Raw genomic sequence first — 16,597 nt, 5'->3', positions numbered from 1 at the left:
AGATGATTGAGTTATGTTAGAATGCCCCCAAATCTTTTGATTAAAATCACCGATCTTCACAAGAGATCAGATCAATTATTTTGAGTCAAACTCGTATGCCCAATCCTACAGATTTCCAAAGCAGCGCATTAGCAACATTGCGTATTGAGCAACAAGCCTTAGACGTGTTAGCAACACAAATTGGTGACAGTTTTAACCGAGCTTGTGAAATATTGTTACAGTGTAAAGGTCGTGTTGTGATCACTGGCATGGGTAAGTCAGGGCATATTGGCCGTAAAATGGCTGCAACTTTCGCCTCAACTGGTACACCATCTTTCTTTATGCATCCGGGTGAAGCTGGACATGGTGATTTGGGAATGCTGGTTCGTGGGGATGTTTTAATTGCGATTTCCAATTCTGGAAAAAGTGATGAAATCATGATGTTGATGCCACTCATCAAACATCTTGGCGTTCCTCTTATTACCATTAGCCGTGATGATAAAGGCCCAATGCCGCAAAATGCTGACATCGCTTTAACTTTAGGCGAATCTGACGAGGCATGTCCATTAGGTTTAGCACCTACGTCGAGTACTACAGCAACTTTAGTATTGGGTGATGCACTGGCTGTTGCTTTACTTGAAGCACGTGGTTTTACCGCAGATGATTTTGCTCGTTCGCATCCAGCAGGTGCGTTGGGTAAACGCTTACTTTTACATGTAAAACACCTCATGCATACAGGCGATGAGCTGCCAAAAGTTTCACCAGATACACCAATGAATCAAGTGCTTTATGAAATCTCTAATAAACGTTTAGGCTTGACGACAATTGTAGATGAACAAGAACATTTGCTTGGTATTTTCACCGATGGTGACTTGCGCCGTTTAATTGATAAACAGCAAGGTTTCGATGTGAATTTGCCTGTTTCAGAAGTGATGACAAAAAAACCATCAACGATTTCTCAAGAAGCACGTGCGGTAGAAGCTCTACAACAGCTGAACCTGAAAAAAATTAGTCAGTTTGTGGTGGTAGATGACCAAAACAAAGTGATTGGTGTAATTAGTATGCATGACCTTATTCAGGCAGGGGTAAATTAATCAATGGCATCTTATGCATTGTTAGAACAAGCACGTCATTTACAGGCATTGGTTCTGGATGTTGATGGTATTTTGAGTGATGGCTTCGTAACCTTAACCAATAGTGGCGATGAAATTAAATCATTCGATATTCGTGATGGTTTAGGCATGAAGCTTGTGCAGCAAGCGAACATGAAAGTCATCATTATTACAGGCCGAAAAAGTAATATTGTTGAAAAGCGTATGTCTGACTTAGGGGTAGATCTGGTCTTTCAAGGGCGTGAAGACAAAGGTTCTGCACTGCGTGAAGCATGTGCGCAGTTTAATATTTTACCTTCAGATTGCTTATATATGGGTGATGATTGGCCTGATTTGTCGGCTTTTGCGATTGCAGGCATGAGTGTTACTGTGCCAAATGGTCACGAAGAAGTACGTCGCCGTGCGCATTTGGTTACGCAATCGATGGGTGGGCGTGGTGCTGTACGTGAAGTCTGTGATATGTTGCTGATCGCAAAAGGCATTTACCAAGAACTTCTTGAAAAATATCTTGCAGTACCGCATTAATAATAAGATTACTTAAAAAGGTAGGCTATTCCTGCTCATGGATACCAGAGTTTTATCAATTGTTGCTGTAGTGGTTGCTGCTATAAGTGGTGGTTATTACTACTATAGTGGCAAGGCAAAAAAACTAGACATTGGTTCTGCGAAGAATATGACATATTCAGCGCAGGGCGTCCATTTGACTCAAACTGATGATCAAGGCAATTTGTATATTCGTGCTGAAGTTCGTCAGCTTGAACAGGATATGCAACAAAAAACATCAAAGTTGGATCAACTTAATGCCTCAATGTATAAAGATGGCAAAGTTGATGCAACGTTCTTTGCAAAACAGGCAAATGGCTACGATGATAACCGTAAAGTTATATTATCGGGCGATGTGGTTGCTACTAAACTTGCGCCACAAGGGAAGATTGAATTCCAAACTGATGAGTTAACTGGATATCCAAAAACCAGAGAAATTGAAACGAATCATCAAGTGGTTGTTCAATCTCCGCAAGCCGAGTTTGTCAGCAAAGGACTAAAAGCCAATTTGAATAATGGTCAGTACGAATTTTTTAATATTCGAGGAAAGTATGCACCAAAGTCTTAATTTAAAACGTTCTTCAGCTTTCCTAAAACAAGCTGCGGTAATTACATTCGTTGCTCTATCATCTGCTTCGACTTTTGCTTTGCCGTCTGACCGTAATCAACAAATTTCGTTAGTAGCAGACCGTGCAACTTATAATGAGAAAACGGGTTTAACGACTTATACGGGTAATGTCGTAATTGAGCAAGGTACGATGAAGCTTCAAGCCGACTCAATTGTGGCTACTCTAAACTCTAAACGTGAAATTCAAACGATTACTGCCAAAGGTAGACCGTCTAAATTCCAGCAGCAAATTAGTGCTGACAAAGGCGTTGCACGAGGCGAGGGTCAAACCATTGTTTATAATGCAGATACAGGCATTATTACTTTGACTGGTGGTGCATATTTATATCAAGATGGTTCAAGTATTCGTGGTAACTCACTGAAATATAGTATGAACAAAGGCGATGTTGAAGCTCAAGGTTCATCATCAAACCGTGTTCAAATTATTATTCCGCCATCAACTTCAAAAAGTTTCCCAGGAGCGCGTGACTAATGCAACAAGCTCTTCAACAACCCCAAACTTTGTGTATTAAGCACTTAGCAAAAAACTATAGTAAACGTTGGGTCGTCAAAGACGTATCTTTTAGTATGCAAAGTGGACAGATTGTTGGTTTGCTTGGCCCTAACGGTGCAGGAAAAACAACAAGCTTCTATATGGTTGTTGGACTAGTGCGTATGGACAAAGGTGAAATTCACCTTGATGATCTTGATATGTCCGATTTGGCAATGCATGAACGGGCACGTAAAGGCATCGGATATCTTCCGCAAGAAGCTTCTATCTTTAGAAAGCTCACAATTGCTGAAAATATTATGTCTATTTTAGAAACACGCAAAGACTTAAATAAACAGCAGCGCCAGCAACGTCTTACTGAATTATTAAATGACTTTAAAATCAGTCATATTAAAGATTCATTGGGTATGAGTGTGTCGGGCGGTGAGCGCCGCCGTGCTGAAATTGCACGTGCATTGGCTGCTGATCCTAAATTTATGTTGCTTGATGAACCGTTTGCTGGTGTCGATCCAATTTCGGTAGGTGATATTAAAGATATTATCCAGACTTTAAAAGATCGTGGTATTGGTGTACTCATTACTGACCATAACGTACGTGAAACTCTAGCAATTTGTGAACGTGCATATATTGTGAGTGAAGGTGCGGTAATTGCTGAAGGCACGCCACAAGAAATTCTGGATAACGAACAGGTACGTAAAGTCTACTTAGGTGACGATTTTACAGTTTAAACAAAAAAGTTAATCTGTTTGGCTAAAAAGAGGTCAGTGTCTCTTTTTAGTTTTTTTATATTTATACTTTAAAAACAATAAATTAGTCTAAACAATTGATGAAAAAATAATGTGTGAATTATTCCTTCATTTATGCTTCTTTATGCAAAAAAATATGTAGAATGTAGAAGCTTTTAAACGATAACAAACAAGATCAACAAGACAAGCATGATTGGATATAACCAGAGAAGAGTAAAAAGGACATGTAAAAAGCCGGCTTTCCTGAAAGGGTTGATGCTTTTAACTACATTGCATGTACCTATGGTGATATATGCCGCTAAACCAAGTGAGCAATATCACACATTGAAAAACAACTTATCGCAGCTTTTTACCCCTAAAAGTAGTGATGAATTTAAAGTTGCTAAAATGCAAGAGCTGAGTAATTTTAAGCTAGATCGTTCTAGAGTTCAGGAGTTTCCGACTGTTCAACTCAATGATCGAGCAGCTTCATCTTATTCAACTCTACCATCAAGGAAAATGACTCTGCAGGAAGCGGTGAGAATCGCAATCCAGCGTAACCCTGATATTTCCCAAGCCATTTCAACTTTAGCTGGCCAAAACGCCGGTATTGATGTTGCAAAGGCGGGTTATTACCCTCAAATTTCAGGTGGTATTACCACAGGTGACTTGAGCAGTGGTGAGCGTGGTCGGCAGTTATTGACTTTAAATGCAACTCAAATGCTCTATGATTTTGGTAAAGTGAAATCAGGTGTATCGGTTGAGAAGGCTAAGCTGCAAGTCGAGCAGGCCAATGTTCTGGTCAGCATTGATGATATTGCACTTGATGTCGCACAGTCGATTATTAATATTCAGCGCTATCTTCAATTAAATAAAATTGCCGAACAGCAAATTGCAGGTATTCAGCGAATTCAGGAAATCGCTAATTTACGTGCAAATGCTGGTATTAGTAGTCAAGCCGATCCAATTCAAGCCCAATCTTATTTGCAAGCTGCTCAGTCTGGTCTGATTGCTCAGCAATCATTGTTACGTCAATATCAGCAGCATTTAAGAACATTATTGGGTGGCGATGTTTCTCGAACGGGATGGATTATTTCAGATGATTTGGTGAAAGTATCTGATTTATATGGTGAACCTCAGTTTAATACCATTCCAAAAATGATCGCAGCCCAAGCGGGTATTGAAGTCGCTAAAGCGCAAAAAGAGCAGACCCGTTTAACACGTTATCCAACTTTGGCAGTCAAAGGTTCTTTGAGTCAGGCCATTAATGGCAAAAATCCAAATAATGATGAAGATGACGGTCTATATAGTTCGGTCATGCTTGAAGCAACCAGTCAGTTTTATCAAGGTGGGGCAGTTTCTTCTCAGGTAAAAATGGCGAGTTATGCAGAAGAAGCCGCTAAATCTAAAGTGAATTCTGTTTATCTGGATGTTCTAGATCAGATCAGAACCAGCCGTGAGCAAATTGAAAATAAACAACGACAAATGCAGGTTTTAGCAAATCGCCAAGCGACGACGGTTCGTACACGTGAGCTTTATCAAGAGCAGTACAAACTCGGTACACGTTCATTGGTTGACTTATTAAATGCCGAACAAGCGATTCATAGTGCTAATTCAGAACTCGAAACAGCTCGTTATGATATCTACAGCAGTATTGTTCAATACATTGCAGCAACAGGACGTTCGCGCCAAGCTTATGACTTAAATAATATTTCAATTCAGGGGTTCGAAGTACAACCATGATGACAAAAATAAACTACCAGCCCTGGTTACAGGCAGTCTTAACGATTGCTAAACATTATAGAATTGAGCCTTCAGAAGAAAGAATTCGTTTACAACTTGACTGGAACCAAAATCAAAACCTTGATGATGTTTTACAGCTCATTACACGTCAAGTTGGACTCAATTTACGTAAAGTGCCATTTTCTTTAGAGTTGCTCAACCCATGGCGTTTACCTGTCATGGTCGAGTTCAATGACGGACAAGTCGGTGTAATTGATAAAGCTGATACTCAAGGAAATGTCAGTATCCAATTTAGTGGAGATCATGGCCTTTCTCAAAATTTAAGCTTAGATGTTTTAAAAACTACAATTAAGAATGTCTATATTCTGCGCCCTGAAACATCTATTCCCGATGCACGTATTGATGAATATATCAAACCGTATGAAGCAAGTTGGTTCTGGTCAATTGTTCTAAGAGACTGGAAACGCTACGTTGATATTATGTTTGCCTCACTCATTGCCAACGTATTGGCACTGGCAACCATTATTTTCTCAATGCAAGTGTATGACCGCGTTGTACCTTCTCAGTCTATTCCGACTTTATGGGTGCTGGCAGGTGGTGTACTGATAGCAGCTCTTTTTGAGTTTACCTTACGTATATCGCGAGTGTATTTATCCGATATTATTGGTAAACGTGCTGACTTACGTGTTTCTGACCGTGTATTTGGTCATGCCTTACGTATCAAAAATAAAGATCGTTCAAAATCTACTGGTAGTTTTATTTCCCAGATTCGTGAACTCGAAGGCGTTCGCGAGTTGGTGACATCAACCACCATTAGTGCCATTGCCGATTTCCCATTCTTTTTCCTGTTCCTAATCATCTTTGCTATTATTGGTGGAAAACTGTTTTGGGTGATGTTGCTGGTTGTACCCCTTATGCTTTTGCCAGGTATTCTGGCGCAGAAGAAACTGGCGCAACTCGCACAAGAGGGTATGAGAGAATCCTCAATCCGTAACGCGATTCTTGTTGAAGCGGTGCAAGGTATTGAAGATATCAAGTTATTACGTGCTGAGTCTCGTTTCCAAAACCAGTGGAACCACATGAACGAAGTTTCAGCCGATATCGGGATGAGACAGCGTAAAATTGTTGGGACCTTAATGGCATGGACTCAAATGCTACAAGGCTTGACCTATGCAATTGTGGTGCTAGTGGGATGTTTTGCCGTGATGGAAGGTGAAATGACTACGGGTGCTTTAGTTGCGTGTTCAATCTTATCTTCACGTATGTTAGGCCCAGTTGCACAAATTACAGGTGTGTTAGGCCGGTTACAGCAAGCAAAAGTTGCAAAACAAAGTCTTGATGAACTCATGCAGCGCCCAATCGATCAGGCGGACCGCTCGCATCTGGTTCACAAGGCCGTTTTAAATGGCGATTACGAATTAAAAAATGTCTTATTCCAATATGGAGAAGAAGACCCGAAACCGAGTTTGGCCATTCGTCATTTAAAAATTCGTGCTGGTGAAAAAATTGCAATCTTAGGTCGTAATGGTGCAGGTAAATCGACACTGCTTCAACTTCTATCTGGTATGCAAGTTCCAACTCAAGGTGCAGTGCACTTAGATGGTCTTGATCTTTCTTTAATTGATCCGTCTGATGTACGCCGTGATATGGGCCTACTCAACCAAAATGCACATCTTTTCTACGGTACGATTCGTGAAAACCTGACTTTAGGTGCACCACTTGCAACAGATGAAGATATTCTTCGTGCTTTGGTGGTGACTGGTGCATTACCTTTTGTTCAAGAGAAAAAAGAAGGGTTAGATCACCTGATTTTAGAAGGTGGTGTTGGTTTCTCTGGTGGTCAGAAACAAGCATTGTTACTGGCACGTCTATTGATTCGTCAACCTAACATTTTACTGTTGGATGAACCGACAGCAGCGATTGATGATGTGGCAGAGAAACAACTGATTGATCATTTAAAAGTTTGGCTAGCACATCGTACTTTGGTCGTTGCGACGCACCGCCGAGCTGTTTTAGATCTGGTGGACCGTATTATTGTCGTTAACGAAGGCAAAATCGTGATGGATGGTCCAAGAGATCAGGTCCTTAATCAATCAACAGCCCAACAAAAACAAGTAAGCCAAGGGGGTAATTCATGAGCGAACAACAACAAGAACTCACCCGTTCAATGAATGTCTCTTATAGTGAGCCACCATTACCACGCGCCAGTTTAGTGATCTGGATTGTGGGAATCGGTTTGGTTATTTTCTTTATCTGGGCATGGGTATTTAAACTTGAAGAAGTTTCTACTGGTACGGGTAAAGTGATTCCATCCTCTAAAGAGCAGGTGATCCAGTCTTTAGAAGGTGGTATTTTAACCAAGCTGAATGTACAAGAAGGCGACATTGTTCAAAAAGGACAAGTTCTTGCACAGCTCGATCCAACCCGTTTTGCGTCAAATGTCGGTGAATCAAGATCTTTACTGATCTCTGCTCAAGCGACAGCAGCGCGTTTGCGTGCGGAAGTAAATGGTACGCCTTTGGTTTTTCCTGAAATTGTGATGAAAGAACCAAAGCTTGTACAAGAAGAAACAGCGCTATATCGTTCGCGTCGCGCTGATCTTGAGCAAACGCTTGCAGGTTTAAGACAGGCTTTACAACTGGTACAACAAGAACTGGCAATGACAGAGCCGTTAGTTGCAAAAGGTGCAGCAAGTGAGGTCGAGGTTTTACGTCTACGTCGTGAAGCAAATGATCTGCAAAACAAAATGAATGATGCGCAGAACCAGTATTATGTGAAAGCGCGTGAAGAGCTATCTAAGGCTACGACTGATAGTAAAACACAGCAACAAATCGTACTGGGCCGTAGTGACAGTTTAGATCGTGCAGTGTTTAGAGCACCAGTACGTGGGGTTGTAAAAGAAATTGCGGTGACTACGCATGGTGGGGTTATTCCACAAAACGGTAAATTGATGACGATTGTACCAATCGATGAACAACTGCTGATTGAAGCGCGTATTTTGCCGCGTGACATTGCCTTTATTCGTCCAGGACAAGAAGCTCTGGTTAAGATTACTGCCTACGATTACTCAATTTATGGTGGTCTAAAAGGTAAAGTTACGGTTATTTCACCCGACACGATTCGTGATGAGGTTAAACAAGACCAATTCTATTACCGTGTTTATATCCGCACTGATTCTGACAAGCTTTATAATAAAGAAGGTAAGGCTTTTGGAATTACGCCGGGTATGGTGGCAACAGTAGATATTCGTACTGGTGAAAAAACAGTACTGGATTACTTACTTAAACCATTTAATAAAGCCAAAGAAGCATTACGAGAAAGATAATAAAAAAAGCCCCGAGATTCGGGGCTTTTTTATGGGTTTGATTCTTTTAAATTCACGTTATAATTTGATTTTTATTATGCTTTATTTAATTTATGGCTTTTACGATTGCATCACAGATTACATTTGAAGAAGAAATTAAAAAAAGCAGATTTCAGACCATCGCTGCACCAGTCGAAAATGAACAGCAAGTTAAAGAATTTTTAGAACACAACAAAGATATCTCGACCACTCACCAATGTTGGGCATGGAAAATTGGGCATAACGTACGCTTTAACGATGATGGTGAGCCGTCAGGCACAGCAGGGCGTCCAATCTTGGCAACCATTGAAGGGAATGACTTAACTAATATTATTGTGATGGTTAACCGTTGGTATGGTGGAATAAAACTAGGAACAGGCGGCCTTGTACGAGCTTATGGTGGCTGTGCTGGACAATGTTTACTGTTGGCTGAACGTATTGAACTCATTGCCAAGAAGACGATTCATTTTTCTTGCCATTTTAATGAATGGGCCATATTTCAATATGAGCTGACTCAACAACAAATTGAATATCAGGAAACTTACACGGCAACAGGTGTAGATATTGAAGCAAGGCTACAAATACATCAAATTGAACCGCTGGCGTTAAAACTTAGAGATGTTACACGTGGTCGTGAAGAATTAAAAATAGAAGAGGAATTAACTGATGACTGATTCCTTACTCAAATATCGTGAGCAACATAAACACCGCTTAAACTATATGCCATGGTTATATTGGAGTTTAAAACCTAAACATCGTGCTTGGGCCGAAGAATGGCAAAAAGAATATCAAGCTTATTTAATGGATATGGAAACCGTTGAGATTGGTGAAAATTGTTTTATTTCACCTTTGGCACACATTTTTGCTGAGCCGGGGCGCAAAATTATCATTGGCGATAATAGTTTTATTGCGGCTGATTGCACATTGCATGGACCGCTTGAAATCGGTAACGAAGTCGCAATAAATCATCATTGTATTTTAGATGGTGGGCGAGCGGGCATAAAGTTGCATGACCAAGTCCGAATTGCAGCATATTGTCATTTATATGCATTTGACCACGGGATGCAATTAGACCGTCCGCTTTACCAACAGCCGGTTACTTCTAAAGGAATTGAAATTGAGCAGGACGCTTGGTTGGGTGCACATGTGGGGATCAAAGATGGTATAAAAATCGGTAAACATGCTGTGGTCGGGATGAATAGTATGGTGACCAAAGATGTTGAGCCGTACCATATTGTGGGTGGGAATCCCGCAAAATTTATTCGCTTAAGAGAATAATGCAGTTTTAAGAATGTAATAAAATGTTTGATCTTTAAACAAAAAAGTTGGTTTTTATACATAAACCTTAACATACCAATTTTTATCTATGTTAAGTTAAAGCTAAGTTTTAATAATAATCTCCAAGGCAATAGACCTGAAGAAGAGAGGCTAACATGAACCGTGTTATTGCGTGTATTGACTCATCACCGTGTATTAATGCTATTGCCGATGCAGCAGCATGGGTTGCTAAAGCAACTGGACGGGAACTTGTATTATTACAAATTCTGGACTATTACCCAGCCAGTTATCATCTCGGTGAAATTAGTGGGGTAATCGGCTTTGAAAGCAATGCAATGCTGCTAAAAGAGTTAGCTGAGCTAGAGCAAAAACAAAGTGAACTCGCGTTAGATTATAGTAATAATTTACTCCGTCACATTTCTGATCTTATTCAAGAAAAACACGGAATTACCAGTTCAAAAATCCAAGAAAAAGGTGATTTTTTAGAGCAAAGTTTTAATCTCTTACATGAAAATGATATCGTCATTTTAGGTCGAGTCGGGGAAAGAGCCGCCGAAAAACATAAACCAATTGGTAGTAATGTCGAAAACTTCATTCGTGGTGCGAATTGTACTGTGTTGACCATTGGTGAAAACTTTAAAGTCCCAACCCGATTTATCTTTGCTTATGAATACTCGCCAACATGCCAAAAAATGATGCGCCGTATTGCCCAAAGTGACTTATTGCGAACACTGCAATGTCATTTGGTGTATGTAGGGGATCATCCAGAAATATTAAATGAACCAGAGCATTATCTTAAACAAGCGGGTCTAGATGTAGTCACCGTTTACCGTTATGGCGATGTTGCACAAAATATTCTAGAGTACCAACAAGAGCATGGTATTCAGATCATTGTGTTAGGGGCATTTAGCCATAGCAAAATTCACCAGTTCTTCTTGGGAAGTATTGCGACAACTATATTCCGAAACGCGACTGTACCGTTACTTGTGGCTAAATGATGAGATTTGCATATAGTTATCCGCAAATCTTGTGGATAACTATATGGAAAAGCAACAGTAATAAAAGTAATTAATTGATTATAAATAATAAAATAAAAAAGATGATTTTTTAACCATTATTTCACAATTGCAATTGCGAAGCCATCATGACCTTTTGAGCCAACCGTTTGCAGAGCTGTACAAGACAATATTTGCGGATGGTTTTCTAAGGCTTTAAACATTTCACGGATGCCTTCAATACTCGGTTTTTTATTCTCAGGATTTAAAATATCACCTGCGCGAATTACATTGTCGAGCACGATAATCGTACCAGATCTCGAAAATTTCAAACTCAATTCTAAATATTCAGGATAACCCTGTTTATCAGCATCAATGAAAATAAAATCAAAAGGCTCGATAGATTGAGGATCAATCGCAGAAAGGATATCTGCAGCGCGGCCAGCTCGCAGATCGACTTTTACCGGAAGATTAGCATAGTCGATATTTTTCTGAGCCATTTCTGCATGAGTAGCACGGCCTTCTATTGTGAGTAAATAACCATCTTCAGGTAAAGCAAGGCCTAACCAGATGGTACTGTATGCAGCAAAAGTTCCGATTTCTAAGACTCGTTTGCATTTATTCATTTGAATAAGCATCTGCAAGAACATTCCTTGGTTAGGAGCCACTGCAAGATGATTTGAAAAGCCGTGTTCATCGGTATTCTTTAATGCATATTCGAGTCGCGGGTCTTCGGGAATTAAATGTGAATCGATATATTGGTCAATGTCTGTCCACATCTGCTGCATAATCAAATTTACCTATATGTTGATCGGGCTATTTTAAACGTTTATGCCTAGAGTGCAAAAATCTTCAGTTCAAGAAATTTTGGTTGATTGGGAAATGAACAATAAAAAAACTCCTTTCAGTTGAAAGGAGTTTTTTTATTAGAAATTACACATCGAACTGTTTCGGGTGAGGTCAGGGCCCCAAGTACGATAGCCTTGCGTATCGATATGAATCTGTCCTGAGCTATATAAGCCAATACCCATATTTAAGCTTTGACCATGCTGAGCCCAGAACTGACAAAGTTTAAACTTGGTATTTTCGATAAATGCATAATCTTGAGCTTGTGGAAACTCAGGACCAATACGGAAATCGATTGCCGAGTTAAATAAATGTTTAGATGAGCTTGCACCACCCGCACATTCATTTAAAGGTAAATCTCGATAAACCGAGGTCACTTCAAAGTCGGTAAGAACTTTTGCTGCCACTAAATATTTAAATACGCGTAGGGTCGATAAAGAATTTCCCCATAGCTCGCGGTTAGGCACAGCATATTCTGAACGTCCACATTTTTGCCAATCACGTGCTGAGCGTAATAACTCAAAGCTTGGCACAATACCTGCGACGTTGTTTCGGGTTAAGAAATTTTCGTACTCACGCACACGCTGGTAATTTTCACCCGAACTTAACCAGTTTCGATAAGATGCAGGCTCAACTTTAGGGGGAATTGGGCGCTCGATAATAACGCGCTCTTGTGGAATAAAGATTCGTTTACCACTTGGAGAGGTTTTGCCTGTTGTTGTGTGTTGGGGAGAGCTGACACAACCTACCATAACCGCTGGGATTATGCATAAGGGTACCAAACTCTGCAAAAACTTCCGCATAAGAAAAATTAAGCACTTATAAATATTGCGGCTATTTTAATGCAAAACAGTGCACAAATTACGAGGAATTTGCAATGAAATGTTTGAATAGGGTATAAAAAAGATCAGCGGTTGCTGATCTTTTTTTAAATTACTTTTCAAGATATTGTAATTTATCAGGTTTACCGTTCCATTCTTCACGGTCAGCTGGTTGATCGCCAATTTGAGTAATGTTAGGCCATTTTTGAGAAAGTTCAGCATTTAATTCAATAAACACTTCTTGACCTTCAGGTAACTCATCTTCAGAGAAAATTGCATTTGCCGGGCACTCTGGTTCACATAATGCACAGTCAATACATTCATCCGGATTAATCACTAGGAAATTCGGACCTTCGTAAAAACAGTCTACAGGACAAACTTCTACGCAATCTTGGTATTTACATTTAATACAATTTTCAGTGACAACAAAGGTCATGGCGACAGCTACCTAAAAAATATGGTTTCATTTTGAATAGCTTATTTTAGGCAAAAAAGGGGTAAACAAACAATTGCTTTTATTGATATTCTTTATTCATGCATATGAAGATAAGTTAATACGTTGATAATCAAACAGATCTTTGAGCCTTAGGAGTTGCGAAACTATAAAACTAAAATAATAATATATTTTATAAAACAATAACTTAAAAAATATTTTATTTAATTATTTAGATGTCATTTAAGTCAAGGCATCTATTTTAATAGATACCTTAACTTTTCATTTTTTTCTTTCATAAATTTTGATTTTCTGCCTTTTTGTTAAAAAGCCCTTAAATTTTTAGCGCTAAACGTTACATAGTAAATGGATATCTTCGGGTTCAAGCTGCCAAAGTTGTTGATCTGGAGCACTTAATGGTTGCGCGCCATGCTTCATATAGAAGTCAACAGTGCGCCGACTTGGAGTTGCTGAAATATAGAGTTGGTTTGCACCGAGTTGCTTGGCCGATTCTTTTGCGGCTTGCATCAGTTTGGCGCCAATACCTTGACCTTGCTGATCTGCATCGACGTAGAAATAGTGGAGTAATTTAGCGTGAGGGTAATCCGCTATAACTTGGTTTGAGACTACGCTCACACCAACGAGTTTTTCAGAGGTGTCAAAAGCACCGATAAATATTGAACCTTGTGCAAAGAGTTGTTTGAGTTTAGGCGGGTCATTTTCTAGATGATATGAATCCCAATTTTGTACATCAAAAAAACAATCAACCAATTCTAGCTGTTGCTGTTTTTGTATGTAGTTTTGAGTAATTAATTCACGGCGGCTAATCTGCTGCCAAATAAGATCAATTTCTGAACTTTGCAAAGATCTTAAGATCATATAAATATTATTCTCCGATACGAATAAGCAGACCTAAGCCTGCTTATTCGGAAGTGCTTTATTAAGATTTGAGTGCAGCTTTCAGCTCGTAGAGTTGTTCAAGTGCCTGACGGGGCGATAAATTATCGACTTCAATTTGCTTAAGTAAATCTAGAGCAGGGGATGAAACTTCGATCTCGACAACTTTCTCTATGATTTGTGAACCAGAGCTTGCATCTGGTGGAGCAAACAAATCATTTTGAAAACTAGTTTGTAGATGTTGTTGCTGCTGTTTCTCTAAGATACGCAGACGCTTCTGCGCTTCTTTAATAACATTGGCAGGAATACCCGCTAATTTTGCAACTTGTAAACCATGACTTTGACTCGCAGGGCCTTGCTGAACCTTATGCAATAAAATCAGATTGCCATTAAGCTCTTGCGCTGTCACATGATAATTATCGATTCCTGCTTCACTACCAAGTTCGGTTAACTCGAAATAATGAGTGGCAAATAAACATAAACATTTTACACGTTTAGTTAAATCGACCACGCATGCCCATGCTAAAGATAAACCGTCATAGGTACTGGTTCCACGGCCCACCTCATCCATTAACACCAACGACTGGTTAGTAGCATGGTGAAGAATTTGCGAAGTTTCTGTCATCTCGACCATAAAGGTAGATTTGCCTGTAGATAAGTCGTCGGCTGAACCAATACGGGTAAAAATTCGGTCAATTGGACCAAGTTTGACTGCTTTCGCCGGAACATAGCTACCGCAATAAGCAAGCAAACTGATTAATGCTGTTTGTCGCATGAAGGTTGACTTACCGCCCATGTTTGGACCGGTAATAATTGCCATGCGGTGCTGAGCATCAAGGAAAGTATCATTTGGGGTAAATGGTGCTTTATTTAATGCTTCAACAACAGGATGACGACCTGCCTGAATTTTAATGCCTGTTTCGGGGGTAAATTCAGGGCGCGCCCAATTGTTTAAACGTGCTTGATGAGTAAAGTTTGCAATAACATCAATTTGAGCAATTGCTGAACTCATCATTTGTAGATGGGCAATATTTTCACGAAGGTTTTCAAGCAAAGCTTCAAATAATGCTTTTTCACGTGAGAGGGCACGTGACTCGCTCGATAGAACCTTATCTTCAAAACTCTTTAGCTCAGGGGTAATGTAGCGTTCAGCATTCTTTAAAGTTTGACGACGGATATAGTCGGCTGGCGCTTGTTCTGCTTGAGCACGAGTCAGTTCGATGTAGTAACCACTTACACGGTTATAACCGATTTTAAGGGTATTAATGCCTGTACGTTCACGCTCTTTAATTTCTAAGTCAATTAAGAATTGACCTGCATGATCGCGAATTTGACGTAATTCGTCGAGCTCAGCATCATATCCTTCTGCAATTACATTGCCATCACGAAGTAATACAGGAGGATTTTCAACAATCGCTGCCATCAAGTGCTGATGAAGCGCTTTAAAATCGCCAAGTTCTTCATCTAGTTGAACTAATAACTTAGATTTTTTTGCTTGAATGACTGGAGTTAATGCCGTTCTTAAAGCTGGAATTTGTGCACATGCATGACGAAGTTGCACCAAATCACGTGGTCGCGCACTACCTAGTGCAACACGGCTAAGCACACGTTCAATATCACCAATTTCTTTAAGCACTAAACGAACTGGGTTTTCGTGATACCCCTGAATGAGTTGTTCAATCGCATCTAAACGAGCATCAAGCAATGCAGTATCACGCACAGGTTGCATGAGTGTGCGGCTTAATAGACGGCCACCCATTGCAGTTTGGCAGTCATTTACCAATTGGAATAATGATGTTCCGTGTTCAAATAACGGTTCAATAATTTCTAAGTTGCGGCGCGTGATTGGGTCGAGCGCAATAAAGTCGGTACTTTGTTCAAGTTGGATTGAACGAATATGCGGTAATGCAGTTTTTTGGGTTTCTTTTGCATAGTGAATGAGTGCAGCGGCAGCAGCTTTGGCTAAAGGTAATGGGTCTAAACCAAAACCTGAAAGTGTTGATACCGTAAACTGATCACATAAAGTTTTTTGTGCATTATTTAGATTAAAGTCTACATTCGGACGTTTAGTAACAGGGCAATCTAAGTGCTTTTTAATCTGTTCGATAATATTGGTGTCGACCAAGTCTTCATCAATCAAGATTTCACTTGGCATTAAACGTGCAAGCTCAATAGGTAATTGTTCTGGCTTGTAATCTTGTTGTTGAACTTTAAAAATACCCGCACTCAAGTCGAGTAAAGCAAAACCAATCTGGTTTTGATGAATGCATAAGGAAACGAGATTAGATGATTGATAACTGCTGAGTAGTGCGTCATCAGTTAATGTACCAGGGGTCAGAATACGAACAACTTTACGTTCAACAGGGCCTTTACCTGTCACTTCTCCAACTTGTTCGCAAATGGCGACAGTGCGCCCAGCTTTAACAAGACGCGCCAAATAACCTTCTGCCGAATGATAGGGAACTCCTGCCATTGGAATAGGTCGGCCACTGGCTTTGCCACGATGGGTTAAGGTAATGCCTAAAAGTTTGGCTGCTAAATGAGCATCTTCAAAGAAGAGTTCATAAAAGTCACCCATACGGTAGAACAGCAACGCATGTTGATAGTCCGTTTTAACTTTGAGATATTGCTGCATCATAGGTGTATGAGAAGATAAGTCAGCCATGATTTCAGCGCTATTCATGTATGTTAAATCCTTAAATTTAAATAATAAATAAGTTAATTTTGAAAGTTTGGCTGTCCAACCAATTCTAACAACTTCTGT

16 protein-coding genes are annotated in these 16,597 nt (G+C 39.9%); 11 read left to right on the top strand and 5 right to left on the bottom strand.

What is annotated here, in order from left to right; all coding sequences use genetic code 11:
* Positions 1 to 95: 95 nt before the first annotated feature.
* The 11 genes from kdsD (at position 96) to SOI76_RS11845 (ending at position 10,839) form a co-directional block, all read left to right on the top strand.
* Positions 96 to 1,073: a KpsF/GutQ family sugar-phosphate isomerase gene (gene kdsD / locus SOI76_RS11900; RefSeq protein ID WP_002122342.1), complete on the top strand. Its 978-nt coding sequence runs from the start codon at positions 96 to 98 to the stop codon at positions 1,071 to 1,073.
* Positions 1,074 to 1,076: 3 nt separating this feature from the next.
* Positions 1,077 to 1,616 (top strand): KdsC family phosphatase, encoded by a 540-nt coding sequence (gene kdsC, locus SOI76_RS11895; protein ID WP_016141540.1) that lies wholly within the window; start codon positions 1,077 to 1,079, stop codon positions 1,614 to 1,616.
* 37 nt (positions 1,617 to 1,653) lie between these two features.
* Positions 1,654 to 2,202, top strand: coding sequence for an LPS export ABC transporter periplasmic protein LptC (gene lptC / locus SOI76_RS11890; RefSeq protein ID WP_045126504.1), 549 nt, complete (start codon positions 1,654 to 1,656; stop codon positions 2,200 to 2,202).
* On the top strand, positions 2,186 to 2,734 hold the full coding sequence (lptA, locus tag SOI76_RS11885) for a lipopolysaccharide transport periplasmic protein LptA (RefSeq protein WP_002122334.1): 549 nt from the start codon (positions 2,186 to 2,188) through the stop codon (positions 2,732 to 2,734). The genes lptC and lptA overlap by 17 nt, the downstream gene beginning before the upstream one ends.
* On the top strand, positions 2,734 to 3,480 hold the full coding sequence (gene lptB, locus SOI76_RS11880) for an LPS export ABC transporter ATP-binding protein (RefSeq protein ID WP_009389082.1): 747 nt from the start codon (positions 2,734 to 2,736) through the stop codon (positions 3,478 to 3,480). The genes lptA and lptB overlap by 1 nt, the downstream gene beginning before the upstream one ends.
* 273 nt (positions 3,481 to 3,753) lie before the next feature.
* Entirely contained in the window at positions 3,754 to 5,220 is a 1,467-nt protein-coding gene (locus SOI76_RS18690; RefSeq protein WP_016141537.1) for a TolC family protein, read from the top strand.
* Positions 5,217 to 7,358: a type I secretion system permease/ATPase gene (gene paxB, locus SOI76_RS11865; RefSeq protein WP_104080230.1), complete on the top strand. Its 2,142-nt coding sequence runs from the start codon at positions 5,217 to 5,219 to the stop codon at positions 7,356 to 7,358. Before SOI76_RS18690 ends, paxB begins: the two co-directional genes overlap by 4 nt.
* Positions 7,355 to 8,545 (top strand): HlyD family efflux transporter periplasmic adaptor subunit, encoded by a 1,191-nt coding sequence (locus SOI76_RS11860; RefSeq protein WP_057075330.1) that lies wholly within the window; start codon positions 7,355 to 7,357, stop codon positions 8,543 to 8,545. The genes paxB and SOI76_RS11860 overlap by 4 nt, the downstream gene beginning before the upstream one ends.
* Before the next feature lie 92 nt (positions 8,546 to 8,637).
* A complete protein-coding gene (locus SOI76_RS11855; RefSeq protein ID WP_104080231.1) occupies positions 8,638 to 9,237 on the top strand; it encodes an IMPACT family protein in 600 nt (199 codons plus the stop codon).
* Positions 9,230 to 9,841 carry a DapH/DapD/GlmU-related protein gene (locus tag SOI76_RS11850; protein WP_104080232.1) on the top strand — a complete coding sequence of 204 codons (612 nt, stop codon included), beginning with the start codon at positions 9,230 to 9,232 and terminating at the stop codon, positions 9,839 to 9,841. The genes SOI76_RS11855 and SOI76_RS11850 overlap by 8 nt, the downstream gene beginning before the upstream one ends.
* Before the next feature lie 155 nt (positions 9,842 to 9,996).
* Positions 9,997 to 10,839, top strand: coding sequence for a universal stress protein (locus SOI76_RS11845; protein ID WP_002115820.1), 843 nt, complete (start codon positions 9,997 to 9,999; stop codon positions 10,837 to 10,839).
* Between the two features lie 116 nt (positions 10,840 to 10,955).
* Here the strand turns inward: SOI76_RS11845 and SOI76_RS11840 are convergent, their stop codons facing one another.
* From SOI76_RS11840 to mutS, 5 genes are all read right to left on the bottom strand, one after another.
* On the bottom strand, positions 10,956 to 11,624 hold the full coding sequence (locus tag SOI76_RS11840) for an O-methyltransferase (RefSeq protein WP_104080233.1): 669 nt from the start codon (positions 11,622 to 11,624) through the stop codon (positions 10,956 to 10,958).
* A gap of 138 nt (positions 11,625 to 11,762) precedes the next feature.
* Positions 11,763 to 12,485, bottom strand: coding sequence for a D-Ala-D-Ala carboxypeptidase family metallohydrolase (locus SOI76_RS11835; protein ID WP_199937157.1), 723 nt, complete (start codon positions 12,483 to 12,485; stop codon positions 11,763 to 11,765).
* 130 nt (positions 12,486 to 12,615) lie between these two features.
* Entirely contained in the window at positions 12,616 to 12,939 is a 324-nt protein-coding gene (gene fdxA / locus SOI76_RS11830) for a ferredoxin FdxA (RefSeq protein WP_002051033.1), read from the bottom strand.
* Between the two features lie 345 nt (positions 12,940 to 13,284).
* The gene (locus tag SOI76_RS11825; RefSeq protein WP_104080234.1) at positions 13,285 to 13,815 is read right to left on the bottom strand and encodes a GNAT family N-acetyltransferase; all 531 of its coding nucleotides are present in this window, start codon (positions 13,813 to 13,815) and stop codon (positions 13,285 to 13,287) included.
* Positions 13,816 to 13,876: 61 nt separating this feature from the next.
* A complete protein-coding gene (mutS, locus tag SOI76_RS11820) occupies positions 13,877 to 16,516 on the bottom strand; it encodes a DNA mismatch repair protein MutS (protein ID WP_104080235.1) in 2,640 nt (879 codons plus the stop codon).
* Between the last annotated feature and the right edge of the window lie 81 nt (positions 16,517 to 16,597).

The sequence above is a fragment of the Acinetobacter pittii genome, assembly GCF_034064985.1.
GTDB lineage: Bacteria > Pseudomonadota > Gammaproteobacteria > Pseudomonadales > Moraxellaceae > Acinetobacter > Acinetobacter pittii_H.
The sequence above is the reverse complement of the archived record's forward strand: the minus strand, read 5'-3'. Positions and strand labels throughout refer to the sequence as shown.

What these genes read in the sequence shown, in the direction of transcription:
- kdsD (WP_002122342.1), top strand. Translation starts at nt 96, where the DNA reads ATGCCCAATCCTACAGATTTCCAAAGCAGCGCATTAGCAACATTGCGT.
- lptB (WP_009389082.1), top strand. Translation starts at nt 2,734, where the DNA reads ATGCAACAAGCTCTTCAACAACCCCAAACTTTGTGTATTAAGCACTTA.
- lptC (WP_045126504.1), top strand. Translation starts at nt 1,654, where the DNA reads ATGGATACCAGAGTTTTATCAATTGTTGCTGTAGTGGTTGCTGCTATA.
- SOI76_RS11855 (WP_104080231.1), top strand. Translation starts at nt 8,638, where the DNA reads ATGGCTTTTACGATTGCATCACAGATTACATTTGAAGAAGAAATTAAA.
- SOI76_RS11860 (WP_057075330.1), top strand. Translation starts at nt 7,355, where the DNA reads ATGAGCGAACAACAACAAGAACTCACCCGTTCAATGAATGTCTCTTAT.
- paxB (WP_104080230.1), top strand. Translation starts at nt 5,217, where the DNA reads ATGATGACAAAAATAAACTACCAGCCCTGGTTACAGGCAGTCTTAACG.
- kdsC (WP_016141540.1), top strand. Translation starts at nt 1,077, where the DNA reads ATGGCATCTTATGCATTGTTAGAACAAGCACGTCATTTACAGGCATTG.
- SOI76_RS11835 (WP_199937157.1), bottom strand. Translation starts at nt 12,485, where the DNA reads ATGCGGAAGTTTTTGCAGAGTTTGGTACCCTTATGCATAATCCCAGCG.
- SOI76_RS18690 (WP_016141537.1), top strand. Translation starts at nt 3,754, where the DNA reads ATGCTTTTAACTACATTGCATGTACCTATGGTGATATATGCCGCTAAA.
- fdxA (WP_002051033.1), bottom strand. Translation starts at nt 12,939, where the DNA reads ATGACCTTTGTTGTCACTGAAAATTGTATTAAATGTAAATACCAAGAT.
- mutS (WP_104080235.1), bottom strand. Translation starts at nt 16,516, where the DNA reads ATGAATAGCGCTGAAATCATGGCTGACTTATCTTCTCATACACCTATG.
- SOI76_RS11825 (WP_104080234.1), bottom strand. Translation starts at nt 13,815, where the DNA reads ATGATCTTAAGATCTTTGCAAAGTTCAGAAATTGATCTTATTTGGCAG.
- SOI76_RS11845 (WP_002115820.1), top strand. Translation starts at nt 9,997, where the DNA reads ATGAACCGTGTTATTGCGTGTATTGACTCATCACCGTGTATTAATGCT.
- SOI76_RS11850 (WP_104080232.1), top strand. Translation starts at nt 9,230, where the DNA reads ATGACTGATTCCTTACTCAAATATCGTGAGCAACATAAACACCGCTTA.
- lptA (WP_002122334.1), top strand. Translation starts at nt 2,186, where the DNA reads ATGCACCAAAGTCTTAATTTAAAACGTTCTTCAGCTTTCCTAAAACAA.
- SOI76_RS11840 (WP_104080233.1), bottom strand. Translation starts at nt 11,624, where the DNA reads ATGCAGCAGATGTGGACAGACATTGACCAATATATCGATTCACATTTA.